The sequence below is a fragment of the Pseudomonas sp. PP3 genome (assembly GCF_905336995.1).
GTDB classification, from domain to species: domain Bacteria; phylum Pseudomonadota; class Gammaproteobacteria; order Pseudomonadales; family Pseudomonadaceae; genus Aquipseudomonas; species Aquipseudomonas reinekei.
Genome location: NZ_HG995459.1, coordinates 2,988,098 through 3,002,205, shown reverse-complemented (window position 1 = coordinate 3,002,205; position 14,108 = coordinate 2,988,098). Strand labels below are relative to the sequence as shown.

Sequence of the window (14,108 nt, the reverse complement as noted above, 5' to 3'; positions counted from 1 at the left end):
GTCTTTTTATGTGGCGTTAGCGAGTTTGATGAGCGTTGACGAACTGCCGGCAACGCTCGCTGCGTGGGTGTACGAACACTTCGTCCGGCGAACCGGTTTCCTCGATCAGCCCTTGATGCAAGAAGGCGACTTTGGAAGAGACATCGCGTGCGAAGGCCATTTCGTGGGTCACCAGGATCATGGTCCGGCCTTCTTCGGCGAGGGAGCGGATCACCCGCAGCACTTCCCCGACCAGTTCCGGGTCCAGTGCCGAGGTGGGTTCATCGAACAGCATGACCTTGGGCCGCATGGCCAGGGCCCGGGCGATGGCCACCCGTTGTTGCTGTCCCCCGGAGAGAAACGCCGGGTACTCGTTGCGCTTGGCTGCCAGGCCCACGCGTTCGAGCAAGGCTTCGGCCCGTTCGGTGGCCTCCGCTTTGCTTTCGCGAAGGACCTGGGTCGGCGCTTCGATGAGGTTTTCCAGCACCGTGCGATGGGGCCAGAGGTTGAAGTTCTGGAACACCATGCCCAGGCTGGAACGGATGCGCACCAGTTGCCTGGCGTCGGACACCAGCGGGGCGCCGGGGCGGGTGTGGTTGAGGTGAATGCTTTCGCCGTCCACCAGGATGCGCCCCTGATCCGGTACTTCGAGCATGTTGATGCAACGCAGCAAGGTACTTTTGCCCGAGCCACTGGCGCCGATCAGCGAGATCACTTCGCCTTCGCGAGCGGTCAGCGATACGCCCTTGAGCACCTCGATATTGCCGAAGCGTTTATGCAGGCGATCGACTTCGATCATGGTCCGCGCGGCAACCGGCTCGACCGCTGCCTCGGTGGCGACGCTGGTGATCACCGGTCGCGGCGCTTCGCCTTTCAATACCAGGACGAAATCACGAATGCGCTGACAGGCCTCGGCCAGTCGCTCTTCCCCCAAGGTGAAGGACAGGCGCACAAAACCTTGCGCCGGTTCACCGAACGCGGCCGCGTCCAGCACCGATACCTTAGCTTCACGCAACAGCCGCCAGGCAAACTCCAGCGAAGTCAGGCCAGTGCCGCGCACGTCCACCAGCACGAACATCCCGGCATCAGGTGCCAGCACTGATATGCCCGGGCAATCGGACAACCCGGTTATCACCCGATCACGGCGACGGCGATAGATCTCGCGCATGCCGTGGGTCACTTCATCGTGGGCTTCGACAGCCTTGAGTGCGGCTTCCATGACGAATCCCGGCAAGCCGTAGAGCATGCTCAGCACCAGGGTTTCGGCATGTGCGATCAGGGCCGGTGCGGCAACGATCCAGCCGATGCGCCAACCGGTCATGGCGTGGGATTTCGACAGGCTGCCGATGACCACACAGCGCTGGGCCATACCGGGCAACGCCGCCAGGCTAAGGTGCTCGCGCTCGAAAGCCAGGCTCTCATAGACTTCATCGACGACCACCCACAGGTCATGAGCGATTGCCAGGTCTGCGATGGCTTGCAGCTCTTCTCGGTTAAGCACGACGCCCGTGGGGTTGTTGGGATTGGACAGGAAAATCGCTCGGGTTCGCGGGGTAATGGCTTTGGCCAGCACGGCCGCGTCGAGGCGGAAATCATCCATCGCCGAACACGGCACCCGCACCAACGTGGCGCCCGAGCCTTTCAGCGTCGCTTCGTAGGTCACGTACATAGGATCGAGCGCGATCACCTCGTCACCCGCACTGAGCAGGCACATCGAGGCGACGAACAAGGCGTTCTGCGCGCCGGCCACGGTAATCACGTTTGCAGCCTGCACCTCACGCTCAAACAATTTGCCGTAGCGCGCAGCGATGGCGTCGCGCAACGCCTGGCGGCCGGCGATTTCAGTGTAGTGGGTGTCCCCTTCTCGCAGCGCCTGGATGGCAGCGTCGGTGATGAAATCAGGCGTCGGGAAATCCGGATCGCCGACACTGAGAATGATCAAATCCTCACCATTGCGGCGGGCTTCGAACGCCGCATTGTGAATATCCCAGGCAGCAACGCCTTGTCCTGAGATCCGCTCAACAAAGGGTGAAAACCGCATGCCAGTGCCTCGTCCAATAGAAGAAACGCAAGCCCGCAACCAGCCGGGAAAGAAGGTGGAACGAACATAGACCAGGCTGAACACTCGTTCAACAGAAAACTCACGACGGTTCGCGTTCAGCGTAAACAGGTCGTTTTTACGACAGTGGTGGCGTTTTTGCGCAGCGCGGCGTTGAAACCGGGCGGACGCCATTCTTGCGTCTATGCTGCTGTGATGTTTATTGGTTGGAAGACGCGTGATGCATACAGGTACCCGCCAGCTGCTGCTGTCTGCCGTGCTTGTCCTCGGCGGTTGCGTGCGGTTGGGGCCGGACTTTCAACCGCCGGGTGAAGCGTGGGTCGACCACTGGAACACCCCGGCCCTCGATCAAGCCAGCCAACGCGCGGTGAACCCGGACATCCGCCAGTGGTGGCAAGTGTTTGCCGACCCGGCGCTGAACCAGTTGATCGCCGAATCGGATGCCCACAACTCCAGCCTTAAAATTGCCGGGTTGCGCGTCATGGAGGCCCGCGCGCAATTGGGCATCGCCCAAAGCAACCTCTACCCGCAACTGCAGCAGGTCAGCGCTGACAGCCTGTATGTCAACCGGCGGCAATACGGTGGCAATAACCCGGTCGACAGCCATTTCTGGCGGCACAGCGGCGGGTTCGATGTGGGTTGGGAGCTGGATTTCTGGGGGCGTTTCAGCCGCGCGATCGAGTCATCCGATGCCAGTTATTTCGCGGCCGAAGCCAATTATGAAGATGCGCTGGTATTGCTGCGGGCCCAGGTTGCCGACACCTATTTTTCCCTGCGCACCACCGAAGCGCGGCTGCGCGTGGCCCGGGAGAACGCCCGTCAGCAACAGCGCAATTACGAGATTACGGAAAAACTGTTCAACAGCGGCCAGACTGCCGAACTCGACCTGCAACAAGCCAAGACCCAATACCTTGGGACTTTGAGCACCATCCCCGGGCTTGAGGATCAGATCGGTCGTATCCGCAATGCGCTGGGTGTGTTGATCGGTCGTCCGCCGGGGGCGCTCCCGCTGATGGCCGAAAACACCGGACTGATTCCGCTGGTGGACCGCGCCGTGTTGCAGGATGTCCCGGCCAATCTGCTGTTGCGCCGGCCTGATGTGCGGGCTGCCGAACTGAATGTCGCCGCACAATCGGCGCTGATTGGAGTGGCCGAAACCGACTTTTACCCGTCGTTGACGTTGCTGGGCAGCATTGTCTGGTCCACCGACACCCTGAGCGGCACGTCCCGCAGTCTCGATCTGGTGGGTGGCCCCAGCCTGCGCTGGAACGTATTCGACTACGGGCGCATCAGCAACAACGTGCGCGTGCAGGACGCGCGGTTGCAGCAGCTGATCGAAGCCTACCGCGACAAAGTACGCCAGGCCGCACGCGAAGCGGATGACGCGGCCAATGGCCTGACGCGCTCATTGCAGCGCGAACGCATCCTGCGCGAGGCCGAAGGTGCTGCCAAACGCTCATTGGAGCTGGCCAACGCGCTGTACCGCGAAGGCTATTCGGATTTTCAGCGCGTGCTCGATGCACAACGCGCGCTGCTCGAACTCCAGGACAGTTACCTGCTCAGTCGCGGCGATGCCGTGAGCAACGTGATTGCCCTGTACAAGGCCCTTGGTGGCGGTTGGTACAGCGCCCAAGCCAAAGTCGACTCCACGACGCGCAAGCAGATGGAACAACGCACGGACTGGGGCAATCTGCTGACTGAACCCGCCGCCCCGCCCGCCTACCCTTTGCCCGATCAGGTGAAAGACCATGAGTGAAGCCGCGCCCGTAACTCCCGACGCGCCCTCCCCGCCGCCCGCTGAAGCGGCTGCCGACCCGACCAGAAAAGGCATCAAGTGGGTACTGCTGCTGATCGTCATCAGCCTCGCGTGGTACCTGCTGGCTGACCGCTTCACGCCGTATACGCAACAGGCGCGGGTGGGTGCGTTCGTGATCCCGGTGGCGGCGGAAGTCGCAGGTAGAGTGATCCGCGTCAATGTGCGCAACAATCAGGACGTCAAGGCCGGGGAAGTGATTTTCGAGATCGACCCGCAGCCGTATCAGATTGCCGTCGACCGGGCTCGAGCGGACCTGGAATCCACCCGCCGGCAGATCGGCGCCAGTACCGCCGGCATTGCTTCGGCGCAGGCCAACTTGCGCGCGGCACAAGCCAACGAGCTCAAGGCGCGTCAGGACAATCAGCGGCTTGAAGGGTTGTACCGCGAGGACCCGGGAACCATCTCCGTGCGCCTGCTGGAAGTCTCGCGCGCCAACCGGGAGGCGGCGGTCAGTCAGGTTGCCGCGGCCCGCGCCGAGGTGCAACGCGCCCGAGAAACCGAAGGTGGCAGCGCGGAAGACAACGCCCTGTTGCGCAGCGCCGCGACCGCGTTGTCGAAAGCCGAACTGGACTTGTCGAACACGCAGATCCGCGCTCGCTCGGCCGGGTTGATCACCGACCTGCGCACCGATGTCGGTCAATTCGCGGCGGCCGGTAATCCGGTCATGACCCTGATTGCGATCCACGATGTGTGGATCAGCGCCGACATGACCGAGAACAACCTCGCCCTGGTCAAACCTGAAACCCCGGTGTCCATTGCCCTCGACGCGTTGCCTGGCGAAGTCTTCCAGGGGCGTGTGCGCAGCGTTGGCTACGGCGTCAGCGTGGGCCAACCCGCCGCCCCCGGCAGCCTGCCGACAGTGCAGAACAGCCGCGACTGGTTGCGCCCGGCGCAACGCTTTCCTGTGATCATCGAGTTCTCGCCAGAATCCTTGACCGTGCTCAAGGACAACCGCGCCATCCGCTCCGGTGGCCAGGCCGAAGTCATGGCCTTTCCGTCCGAGGGCAATGTCCTCAATCCCCTGGGCCGGGTGTTTCTGTGGCTGATGAGCTGGCTGTCGTATGCCTACTAAGCGCTCGCCAAGGGTTCAGCGCGCGCTGCGCCTGGCCAGTGGCACGGCGTTGTGTCTGGGGGCGAGTTTCGGCATGGGCATGCCAATCCCCTTTCTGGCGCCGGTGCTGGGGGCGTTGTTGCTGGTCAGCATCAATCGTCCGTTGCCGTTCAAGGCCACCCTGGTGCTGGCACTGACCGCGATGCTGACCACTGGCATCGGCCTGCTGCTGATTCCGGTCCTGCGTTACTACGCCTTCAGCGGCGTGCTGTTGATCGGCCTCTGTCTGTTGATGGTCTTTCGATATGGCCAACGTGGCGGCAACAACCTGGTGGTCACCTTTCTGGTGATCGGCCTGACCATGATTCCTGCGGCGGGCGTGGTGGACTTTGGTCTGGCGGCAACGGTGATCAAGGCGTTGACCAGCGGGTTGCTCCTGGCGGTGATGATCGGCAGGTTGAGTCACTGGCTGTTCCCGGAGCCGGACAATGCACCGACTCCCCCACCCGCCCCGGCATTATCGGCGCAAGATGTCGACCGTGTGGCGTTGCGGGCAACCCTGATCGTGATGCCGACGTTTTTGCTGGCACTGATAGATCCCGCGAGCTACATGCCCATCGTGCTGAAGGCGGTCAGCCTGGGCCAGCAAAGTTCCACCACCCATGCGCGCGATGCCGCACGCGAGTTGATTGGCTCGACGTTGCTGGGCGGGCTGCTCGCGATCCTGTTCTGGAGTGCACTGACGTTGTTTGTGCACCTATGGATGTTCTTCCTGTGGATGCTGCTGTTCGCCCTGATCCTGGCGCGCAAGCTGTATGGTTTGAGTCCGGGCCGGTTGAGTCCGGGGTTCTGGCTCAATACCCTGATCACGCTGATCATCCTGTTGGGCCAGTCGGTTCAGGACAGCCTGGCGGGCAAAGACGTCTACACCGCATTTGCGGTGCGCATGGGCCTGTTCATCGCCGTCACGTTGTATGCCTGCCTGATGGTGCATCTGCTCGAGCAGCGGCAATCGGCACGATCCACTGCTATCACCGAATAACCCTGTGGCGAGGGAGCTTGCTCCCGCTGGACTGCGCATCAGGCCTTTTAACGAAGAGGCCGCTTCGCGACCTGGCGGGAGCAAGCGCCCTCGCCACAGGGGTGACGGCTCGTTTATGGATTGACCTGGTAGCCTTTGCCTTGCAGGCAACTGGTGTAGGCCGTCGCCGTGTTCGCCGTGTTGGTCTTATCTTGCGCACGACGCTCCTGACGCTGGCGCGAACCACCGACCACGGCACCGGCCGCAGCGGTCTGCTTGGCGCGGTCCTGCCGGTAATCCTGTTTGTTGTCGTCATCGACGCGATCATAAAACTCGTCGTGCTGACGCCCGCGCACCTGCGCGGCGGTCGCGCCGGCAGCAGCGCCTGCCGCGGCGCCCTTGATTCGACCGCCGGACGGTGTCGACGAGGTCGAGGCCGTTTGGCTCGCCGCAATGTTATTGCACTCGGTGATGTCTGTCTGGGTCTGTTGCGAACTCTGGCCTTTCATCGGCACCACCGTTTGTGCCCATCCCGGGACACTGAAAAACGACAATGCGACGCACAGGCCGATGGGCGACAATCTGTTCATGATGTCCTCCGGATGGGCGCGACTGGCCCTCAGAGAGTGTAGATCAGTCCTCCTCGCCAACCTCCATGACCAGACAATTTTCAACTTATTGCACCGGAACCGCCTCCACGTCGACCAGGTGACGGTGCTGGTGTTGTTGCTGCTGGGTCCCAATTTTGAGTAGGCACTCGAGCCCATGTGTGCGAGCTTGCTCGCGATGGCATCAGGCCAGGCAACATTGATGTCGAATGTGCCGGCCCATTCGCTGCTGGCAAGCGAGTTCCTACAGGTTGGGTGGTGTTATTGGAGCAGCAGCCAATGTTTGTCATCGAACTGCGGCAGCCTCGGAAACAGCAGCGACAGGTCACCCTGAGATTCCTTTCACCCTATCAGTTCTGCTAGTACCCGATCCTTTTCAAACCCTTGATACTCAGATCCTCCAGTCCTTGAAAGCCCGGGGTGCCAAATGTCCCAATCCAAACAAGCCTGGCTGATCCGCTATCACTATGACCCGCTGGATCAAATCACCTGCCATACCCTGTCGAGTACCCCCACTCGTCATCGCTTTTATTGCAAAAACCGGCTAACCACCGAAATTCAGGGTGCAATCGGGTACTGCATCGTGCAGCACGACGACTTGCTACTGGCTCAGCAACAGCACCTACAAGATGTACACGACACAACATTACTGGCTACTGACCTGCAACGCTCGGCGCTGCATACACTCAAGAAAAACACCCAAACGCAGCCTATCGCCTACTCCCCTTACGGATATCGTTCCGTCGTGAATGGGTTGCTCAGTCTGCTGGGCTTCAATGGCGATCGGCCAGACCCTGTGACCGGGCACTATTTATTGGGCAATTACCGGGCTTTTAATCCCGTGTTGATGCGGTTTAACAGCCCGGACAGTTTGAGTCCGTTTGGCAAGGGTGGGTTGAACGCGTATGCGTACTGCACGGGAGATCCAATTAACTACACAGACCCTACAGGCCACTTTACTTTTGGTCGACTCGCTAAGCATTTAGGTTTGAAATCGACTACTTATAACAACACCCACACTTCCAAATGGGGCGTAAGCAAAAATAAAAGTGACAAAGTATTCGAAAAAATACAAAGCCTCGAAAACAAAATAAAAGAAACTGTAGCCAAGGCACAATTCGAAACATTCAAGCAGGACAGGATGGATATATTGTCAGCAGGCGCGCCTGCCAAGGACATGAGGACAAACCTTCAGCAAATTGCTTATAATAAACTTTTTCCTGGCAGCAAAAATATTCAGAGCAATAGTGATATAGAGCGCGCCCATCAAAAACCTTATGCAGCAGTAATCAAAAAATCAGCCGAAATAGAGCTAAGTGAATATCACTCCACTTTTGAAAAGCTTGGCAACTTTCCAGAGCACTCAAGGACTTTTGACAATACCTTGAAATGGTTGGAATTTAATTCCAGCAAACGCTTCCCGGACGACATTCAACTTCAGAATTACATACAGCGAATAAACTCAATCATTCCAGAAAAGACTGTGCAAATCAGATCCGAAATAAACAGATTATCCAGCAAGTATTTCAAACGCCAATAGGTCACAAATGACAGCAAGATCAACGCATATTTGGTTGTTCCCGCGCATAAAGCGCGGGAATAACTAAAATTTCAATCGCGTACAGCAACGTTATCGGCAAGCGGATAGAGCTTGTCATCAAACTGCGCCAACTTCGGAAACACCAGCGGCTGGTCATCACTCAGATGTTGCAGGCGCTGGTCGTAATCAATCAAAAACTGCTGACGCGCCTCTTCACTGATGTACGGCACATGCCAGGCCACGAACGGTTCCAGCACGTCGAAACCGACGTACGCCAATGTCCCACGCAGGATCGGGCGCAGCATGTCTTCCAGCGGTCCATGAATGGCGTCCTCACCGAACATGTGCTCGCGGCCGCCCAAGGTCACGGTCACCAACGCTTTTTTGCCGGCCAGCCCGCCCTGATCGTAGAAACGCTTGCCGCCATAGCAAATCCCCGACACCAAAACCCGGTCTATCCAGCCCTTGAGCATGGCCGGGGCGGAGAACCAGAAGATCGGGAAGTTGAGGATCAGCAGGTCGGCCCACAGCAGTTTGTCCAGCTCTGCCTGGATATCCGCCGCCAGGGATTGGCTCTTTACGCCCAGACGTTGTTCGAGGGCGTAGACCAGGTATTCCGGGTTTTCCCGATTCGAGAAGTCCGCGTCGCTGGCCACCGGGTTCCAGTTCATTTTGTACAGGTCGCTGACCTGCACTTCATGGCCCTGGGCTTCAAGGGAGGCGACCGCCTGATCGCGCAGTGCAGCGGTGAAGGATTTCGGCTCCGGATGAGCGTGGACGATCAATACTTTCATGGTGATTCCTTAGACTTTTTCCAGCGTAGGGTTTGAATGCGTGGCACGGCTCGCCAGCAAGCGGTCGAGCCAGTCCGGGTCCATTTGTGGTTCCGAGGAGAACAACAGCCCGGTGTAATCCTGATGCGGTGGTGTAAAGATTTCGCTGCGTGAGCCGTGGTCGACCACCCTGCCCCGCTGCATCACCAGCACCTCATCGGCAATCGCCCGCACGGTGGCGACGTCATGGGTGATGAACAGGTAAGCGACGCCCAGCTGTTGCTGAATGCGGTTGAGCAGTTTGAGCACGCCTTCGGCCACCAGTTGATCGAGGGCCGAGGTCACTTCGTCGCAGATGATCAATTGTGGGTCGGCCGCCAGCGCCCGGGCGATGCAGATTCGTTGTTTCTGCCCGCCGGACAACTCCCGGGGCTGACGCTCCATGAAGGTCGCCGGGTCCAGCTCGATCATCTCCAGCAACTCGGCGACCCGCGCGCGCATGGCCTTGCCTTTGAGGCCCAGGTAAAAGGTCAGTGGCCGACCGATGATGTCGACGATGCGCTGACGCGGGTTCAACGCCGTGTCCGGGATCTGGTAGATCATCTGGATGCGCCGCAGTTGCTCCTTGCTGCGCTGGCGAAAGTCCGCCGGCAACGGTTGGCCGTCGTACAGCACCTCGCCATAGGTGGGTGGCAACAAACCCGTGATCAAGCGCGCCGTGGAGCTCTTGCCACTGCCGGATTCGCCGATCACCGCCAGGGTCTGCCCGCGATAAAGCTTCAGCGAAACATCATGCAGCACCGGTTGGTGGCCGTAACTGGCGCAACTCTTGCGCAATTCCAGCAGCGGTTGCTCCTGCTGTGGCAATGCCTTGGGCTCGGTGCGGAAACTGCGCACCGCCCACAATGACTTGGTGTAGTCCTCCTGCGGGTCACCGAGCATCTTGCGGGTTTCGGCCTCTTCCACCAGTTTGCCGTGGCGCAGCACCATGATGCGGTCGGCCATTTGCGCGACGACTGCCAGGTCGTGGCTGATGTAGATCGCGGCACTGCCGTAGGTGGCCACCGCATCGCGAATCGCCGCCAGCACTTCGATCTGCGTGGTGACATCCAGCGCAGTGGTCGGCTCGTCGAAGATGATCAGGTCCGGGTGACAGGCCATGGCCATGGCGGTCATCACGCGCTGCAACTGACCACCAGACACTTGATGCGGATAGCGCTGGCCGATGGTTTCGGGATTCGGCAAACGCAGTACGCGATACAGTTCGACAGCTTCGGCCATGGCTTGATCACGGCTCATGCCACCGTTCTTCACCGCCGTTTCGACGTGCTGATCGATCAGCCGATGAGCCGGGTTGAACGAGGCCGCTGCGCTCTGTGCCACATAGGCAATGCGCAAACCGCGCAACTTGCGCAGGGCTTCGGGTTTGGCCTTGAGCAAGTCGATGCCGTCAAAATGCACCGAGCCGCCGGTGATCCGGCAGCCATCGCGGGTGTAGCCCATGGCTGACAACCCGAGGGTCGACTTGCCCGCGCCGGACTCACCGATCAGCCCCAGCACTTCGCCGCGCTGCAGGGTCAGGTCGATGCCCTTGATCAGCGGGTGCCAGGCGTCTTCGTAGTGGCCTTCGATGTGCAGGTCGCGGATTTCCAGCAAAGGTTTGGTTGTCGTCATGTTCAGCACTCCTTGAGGCCACTGGATTTGTGCAGCATCCAGTCGACGACGAAGTTGACGCTGACCGTGATCAACGCCACGGCCAGGGCGGGCAGCAACGGGCTGATGTCGCCGAAGGTGATCAGTACGGCGTTGTCTCGCACCATGCTGCCCCAGTCGGCGGTTGGCGGCTGGATGCCCAGGCCGAGGAACGACAGCGCACTGATGAACAGGAACACAAAGCAGAACCGCAGCCCGAACTCGGCAATCAACGGCGCCGCCGCGTTCGGCAGCACTTCGCGGGTCACCAGCCAGTACAGGCCTTCACCGCGCAGGCGAGCGGCTTCGACGAAGTCCTGCACCACCACGTTCATCGCCACGGCCCGAGACAGGCGAAACACCCGTGTCGCGTCCAGCAGCGCGATCACCAGCACCAGCGAAGTCGCGGTGGTGCCGACCACGCTGAGGATCAGCAAGGCGAAGATCAGCTGGGGAATCGCCATCAGAATGTCCACCACCCGCGACAAACCCTGATCGACCCAGCCGCCCTTGATCGCCGCGATCAGGCCACAGGAACCCCCGAGCAAGAATGCCAGCGCCGTGGTCAGGAACGCGATGCCCAGGGTGTTGCGCGCGCCATAGACCAGGCGGCTGAACATGTCGCGCCCCAGGTTATCGGTGCCCAACAGGAACTGCCCGCCCCACGGTGCGAAGCCCTCGCCCACCACCTGGGTTTCGCCGAACGGCGCCAGTACCGGCGCGAACAGGGCCACGAGGATGTACAGCAGGATGACCAATAACCCGAACTTGGCGCTCAGCGGCGCCCGCCACAATGGTTTAAGCAAGCTCATGGTTTACCCCTTCGGATGCATCAGGCGTGGATTGCTGGCAATCGACAGCACATCGGCGCTGGTGTTGAGCAGGATGTAGGTCGCGGCGAAGATCAGGCTGCAAGCCTGCACCACCGGAATGTCGCGCTTGGCCACCGAGTCCACCAGCAACTGGCCGAGACCCGGATAGACAAACACCACCTCGACCACCACCACGCCGACCACCAGGTATGCGAGGTTCAGCGCCACGACGTTGACGATCGGCGCCAGCGCATTGGGCAGCGCATGGCGGAAGATGATCCGCGACTGGCTGATGCCTTTGAGCCGGGCCATTTCGATGTAGGGACTGGCCAGCAGGTTGATCAGCGAGGCGCGGGTCATGCGCATCATCTGCGCGATGACCACCAGGCTGAGGGTTGCCACCGGCAGTACCGAGCGTTCCAGCACGGTGCCGAGGGACGCGTCCGGCGACAGGTTGGAAATGCTCGGGAACCAGCTGAGCTTCACTGCGAACACCAGAATCAGGAGGTAGGCGACAAAGAACTCGGGAAACGACACCGCGCTCAATGCCGAGGTGTTGAGCAAACGGTCGAACCAACTATTGCGGTACAGCGCAGCGAGCATCCCCAGCAGCAACGCCAGTGGCACTGAAACCAATGCCGCCAGCAACGCGAGGCTGAAAGTGTTGCCCAAACGCGAGCCGACCAGGTCGGCAATGGGCCGCTGGTTGGCCAGCGACACCCCCAGATCGCCGTGCAGCAATTGCCAGATCCAGTGGCCGAAACGCGTCAGCGGCGGCAAGTCCAGGCCCAGTTGCGCGCGGTAGGCCGCCACGGTTTCCGGCGTGGCGGACTGGCCAAGCATCGCCTGGGCGATATCGCCCGGGAGCAGGCCGACGGCGAGGAAGATGATGATTGAAACGGCGAACAGCGATAACAGGCCTAATGCCAGGCGCTGCCCTAATAGCTTGAAAATACTTCTCATCGTGCGGTTCCTTGAATGGGCACGCGGGTGAAGATTGCAAATTCCACTGTGGGAGCTGGCTTGCCAGCGATACCGGTTTGTCATCCAATATCTATGTCGACTGTCACGGCGCCATCGCGGGCAAGCCCGCTCCCACAGCGATCTTCACTGTTTGATAGATCCCGGTTTACGCCTGCCACCACCGCTCAATCACCCGCAACCCATCCAGCTCGCCATACGGCGCTGTCTGCCCGCCGTGGGCCACCTTGTTGGAGCGCGCCGCCACCGAACTGGCAAACAACGGCACGATCGCCCCGCCCTCGTCGCGGCACAGGCTCTGCATTTCGTTGTACATCTCGCGGCGCAGCGGTTCGTTCATCTCGCCACGGGCGGCGTTGAGCAATTGGTTGAAACGCGGGTTGTCCCAATGGGTTTCGTTCCACGCCGCGCCTTTGGCATAACCGATGCTGAACATGCGGTCGGCGGTCAGGCTGCTGTACCAGAACGACGTGGTGAACGGCTGCTTCATCCACACGTTGGAAAAGAAACCATCCGCCGGTTCGCGCACGACATCGATGTCGATCCCGGCGGCACGGGCCTGTTCCTTGAACAACACCGAGGCGTCGACCGCGCCGGTATACGCCGCGTCAGAGGCTTGCAGGCGAACCTTGAGCGAATCCAGGCCGGCCTTCTTCAGATAGAAACGCGACTTGTCCGGATCATAAGTACGCTGCTCCAGCGCGGTGTTGATGAAGCGGCTACCTGGCTGGATCGGGTGGTCGTTACCCACCAGCCCGTAGCCGTACAGCACTGATGCAAGCAAGGTTTCACGGTTGATTGCGTGCTTCATCGCCATGCGCACGTCGTTGTTCTGGAACACCTGGCTGTCGGTAAGCATCGGGAAGGTGTAGTGCTGCGCGCCCTTGGTTTCTTCGATCACCAGGTTCGGGTTGCGCTTGAGCAACGCCACGGTTTTCAGGTCGACCTTGTTGATCACGTCCACTTGCCCGGTGACCAGCGCGTTGATGCGCGCGGCGCCATCGCCAATCGCGATCAGCTCGGCACCGGCGAAGTGCGCACGCCCTGCCTTCCAGTAATCCGGACTGCGTTCCAGGGTCATGCGCACACCCGGTTCGAATTCCTTGAGACGGTAACCACCCGTGCCGACACCGGCTTGCCAGTCCGGCACGCCGTCCTTGCTCGGCATGATCACCAGATGGTAATCGGCAACCACGTAGGTGAAATCAGCGTTGCCGGATTTCAGTTCGAACACCACGCTGTCGCTGCCATTGGCACTGACCTTGTCCACATCGCCCAACACGGTTTTCGCCGCCGAACTGGATTTTTCCCCAAGGTGATGCTGGATTGAGGCGACCACATCGTCGGCGGTCAGGGTCTTACCGTTGTGGAAGGTCACGCCCTGGCGCAATTTGAAAGTCCAGACCCGTGCGTCCGGGGTCGAGGTCCAGCTTTCCGCCAGTTCCGGGATCGCCGTGCCGTCGACGGCAATTTCGGTGAGGGTGTTATAGATCGCCGAGAACCCGACGAAGGTGAAGGTATCGACCCAGGAGCCGGGGTCTTTCGAATCGGTGGTGCTGCCACCTGCCAGGCCCAGACGCAATACGCCACCGGGTTTCGGCGACGACTGCGCCGCCATGGCGCCAAACGGCAGCCCCATCGAAAACGCCCCGGCCACGGCTGCGGCAGCGGCGCTGTACTTCAAGAAGTCGCGACGCGGGAAGCTGAATTCATGGTTCGCTTGAGTAATCTTGTTTTTGTTATCGCTCATTGCATTGCCCCTGATAAACGCTAATG

Annotated in this window: 11 protein-coding genes; 4 read left to right on the top strand and 7 right to left on the bottom strand. The window is 60.4% G+C overall.

Going from position 1 to position 14,108, the window contains the following annotated elements; genetic code table 11:
* Positions 1–16 precede the first annotated feature (16 nt).
* Positions 17–2,020 carry an aminotransferase class I/II-fold pyridoxal phosphate-dependent enzyme gene (locus tag KHO07_RS29390; protein WP_212627509.1) on the bottom strand — a complete coding sequence of 668 codons (2,004 nt, stop codon included), beginning with the start codon at positions 2,018–2,020 and terminating at the stop codon, positions 17–19.
* Between the two features lie 238 nt (positions 2,021–2,258).
* Between KHO07_RS29390 and KHO07_RS13650 the strand changes: the two genes are divergently transcribed.
* Genes KHO07_RS13650 through KHO07_RS13640 form a run of 3 tightly spaced genes read left to right on the top strand, consistent with a single transcriptional unit; the run spans position 2,259 to position 5,947 of the window.
* Entirely contained in the window at positions 2,259–3,794 is a 1,536-nt protein-coding gene (locus KHO07_RS13650; protein ID WP_212627508.1) for a TolC family protein, read from the top strand.
* Entirely contained in the window at positions 3,787–4,926 is a 1,140-nt protein-coding gene (locus KHO07_RS13645; RefSeq protein ID WP_212627507.1) for an HlyD family secretion protein, read from the top strand. The genes KHO07_RS13650 and KHO07_RS13645 overlap by 8 nt, the downstream gene beginning before the upstream one ends.
* Positions 4,916–5,947 (top strand): DUF2955 domain-containing protein, encoded by a 1,032-nt coding sequence (locus KHO07_RS13640; RefSeq protein WP_212627506.1) that lies wholly within the window; start codon positions 4,916–4,918, stop codon positions 5,945–5,947. Before KHO07_RS13645 ends, KHO07_RS13640 begins: the two co-directional genes overlap by 11 nt.
* A 113-nt stretch (positions 5,948–6,060) precedes the next feature.
* Here the strand turns inward: KHO07_RS13640 and KHO07_RS13635 are convergent, their stop codons facing one another.
* Positions 6,061–6,516, bottom strand: coding sequence for a YMGG-like glycine zipper-containing protein (locus tag KHO07_RS13635; RefSeq protein WP_212627505.1), 456 nt, complete (start codon positions 6,514–6,516; stop codon positions 6,061–6,063).
* A 445-nt stretch (positions 6,517–6,961) separates the two neighbouring features.
* On the opposite strand from KHO07_RS13635, the gene KHO07_RS13630 reads away from it, so the two are divergent.
* Positions 6,962–8,074, top strand: coding sequence for an RHS repeat-associated core domain-containing protein (locus tag KHO07_RS13630; RefSeq protein ID WP_212627504.1), 1,113 nt, complete (start codon positions 6,962–6,964; stop codon positions 8,072–8,074).
* A gap of 71 nt (positions 8,075–8,145) precedes the next feature.
* Here KHO07_RS13630 and KHO07_RS13625 read toward each other — a convergent pair whose 3' ends face one another.
* The 5 genes from KHO07_RS13625 to KHO07_RS13605 form a co-directional block, all read right to left on the bottom strand.
* Entirely contained in the window at positions 8,146–8,868 is a 723-nt protein-coding gene (locus KHO07_RS13625) for an NAD(P)H-dependent oxidoreductase (protein ID WP_212627503.1), read from the bottom strand.
* Between the two features lie 9 nt (positions 8,869–8,877).
* Entirely contained in the window at positions 8,878–10,521 is a 1,644-nt protein-coding gene (locus KHO07_RS13620; RefSeq protein ID WP_150733036.1) for an ABC transporter ATP-binding protein, read from the bottom strand.
* Between the two features lie 2 nt (positions 10,522–10,523).
* Positions 10,524–11,351 (bottom strand): ABC transporter permease, encoded by an 828-nt coding sequence (locus KHO07_RS13615; RefSeq protein WP_150733037.1) that lies wholly within the window; start codon positions 11,349–11,351, stop codon positions 10,524–10,526.
* 3 nt (positions 11,352–11,354) lie between these two features.
* A complete protein-coding gene (locus KHO07_RS13610) occupies positions 11,355–12,314 on the bottom strand; it encodes an ABC transporter permease (protein WP_212627502.1) in 960 nt (319 codons plus the stop codon).
* Positions 12,315–12,480: 166 nt separating this feature from the next.
* Positions 12,481–14,082, bottom strand: coding sequence for an ABC transporter substrate-binding protein (locus KHO07_RS13605; protein ID WP_150733039.1), 1,602 nt, complete (start codon positions 14,080–14,082; stop codon positions 12,481–12,483).
* Positions 14,083–14,108: the final 26 nt, after the last annotated feature.

Coding starts and splice junctions, on each gene's coding strand:
- KHO07_RS13650 (WP_212627508.1), top strand. CDS start 2,259: ATGCATACAGGTACCCGCCAGCTGCTGCTGTCTGCCGTGCTTGTCCTC.
- KHO07_RS13605 (WP_150733039.1), bottom strand. CDS start 14,082: ATGAGCGATAACAAAAACAAGATTACTCAAGCGAACCATGAATTCAGC.
- KHO07_RS13635 (WP_212627505.1), bottom strand. CDS start 6,516: ATGAACAGATTGTCGCCCATCGGCCTGTGCGTCGCATTGTCGTTTTTC.
- KHO07_RS13620 (WP_150733036.1), bottom strand. CDS start 10,521: ATGACGACAACCAAACCTTTGCTGGAAATCCGCGACCTGCACATCGAA.
- KHO07_RS13625 (WP_212627503.1), bottom strand. CDS start 8,868: ATGAAAGTATTGATCGTCCACGCTCATCCGGAGCCGAAATCCTTCACC.
- KHO07_RS13615 (WP_150733037.1), bottom strand. CDS start 11,351: ATGAGCTTGCTTAAACCATTGTGGCGGGCGCCGCTGAGCGCCAAGTTC.
- KHO07_RS13640 (WP_212627506.1), top strand. CDS start 4,916: ATGCCTACTAAGCGCTCGCCAAGGGTTCAGCGCGCGCTGCGCCTGGCC.
- KHO07_RS29390 (WP_212627509.1), bottom strand. CDS start 2,020: ATGCGGTTTTCACCCTTTGTTGAGCGGATCTCAGGACAAGGCGTTGCT.
- KHO07_RS13645 (WP_212627507.1), top strand. CDS start 3,787: ATGAGTGAAGCCGCGCCCGTAACTCCCGACGCGCCCTCCCCGCCGCCC.
- KHO07_RS13630 (WP_212627504.1), top strand. CDS start 6,962: ATGTCCCAATCCAAACAAGCCTGGCTGATCCGCTATCACTATGACCCG.
- KHO07_RS13610 (WP_212627502.1), bottom strand. CDS start 12,314: ATGAGAAGTATTTTCAAGCTATTAGGGCAGCGCCTGGCATTAGGCCTG.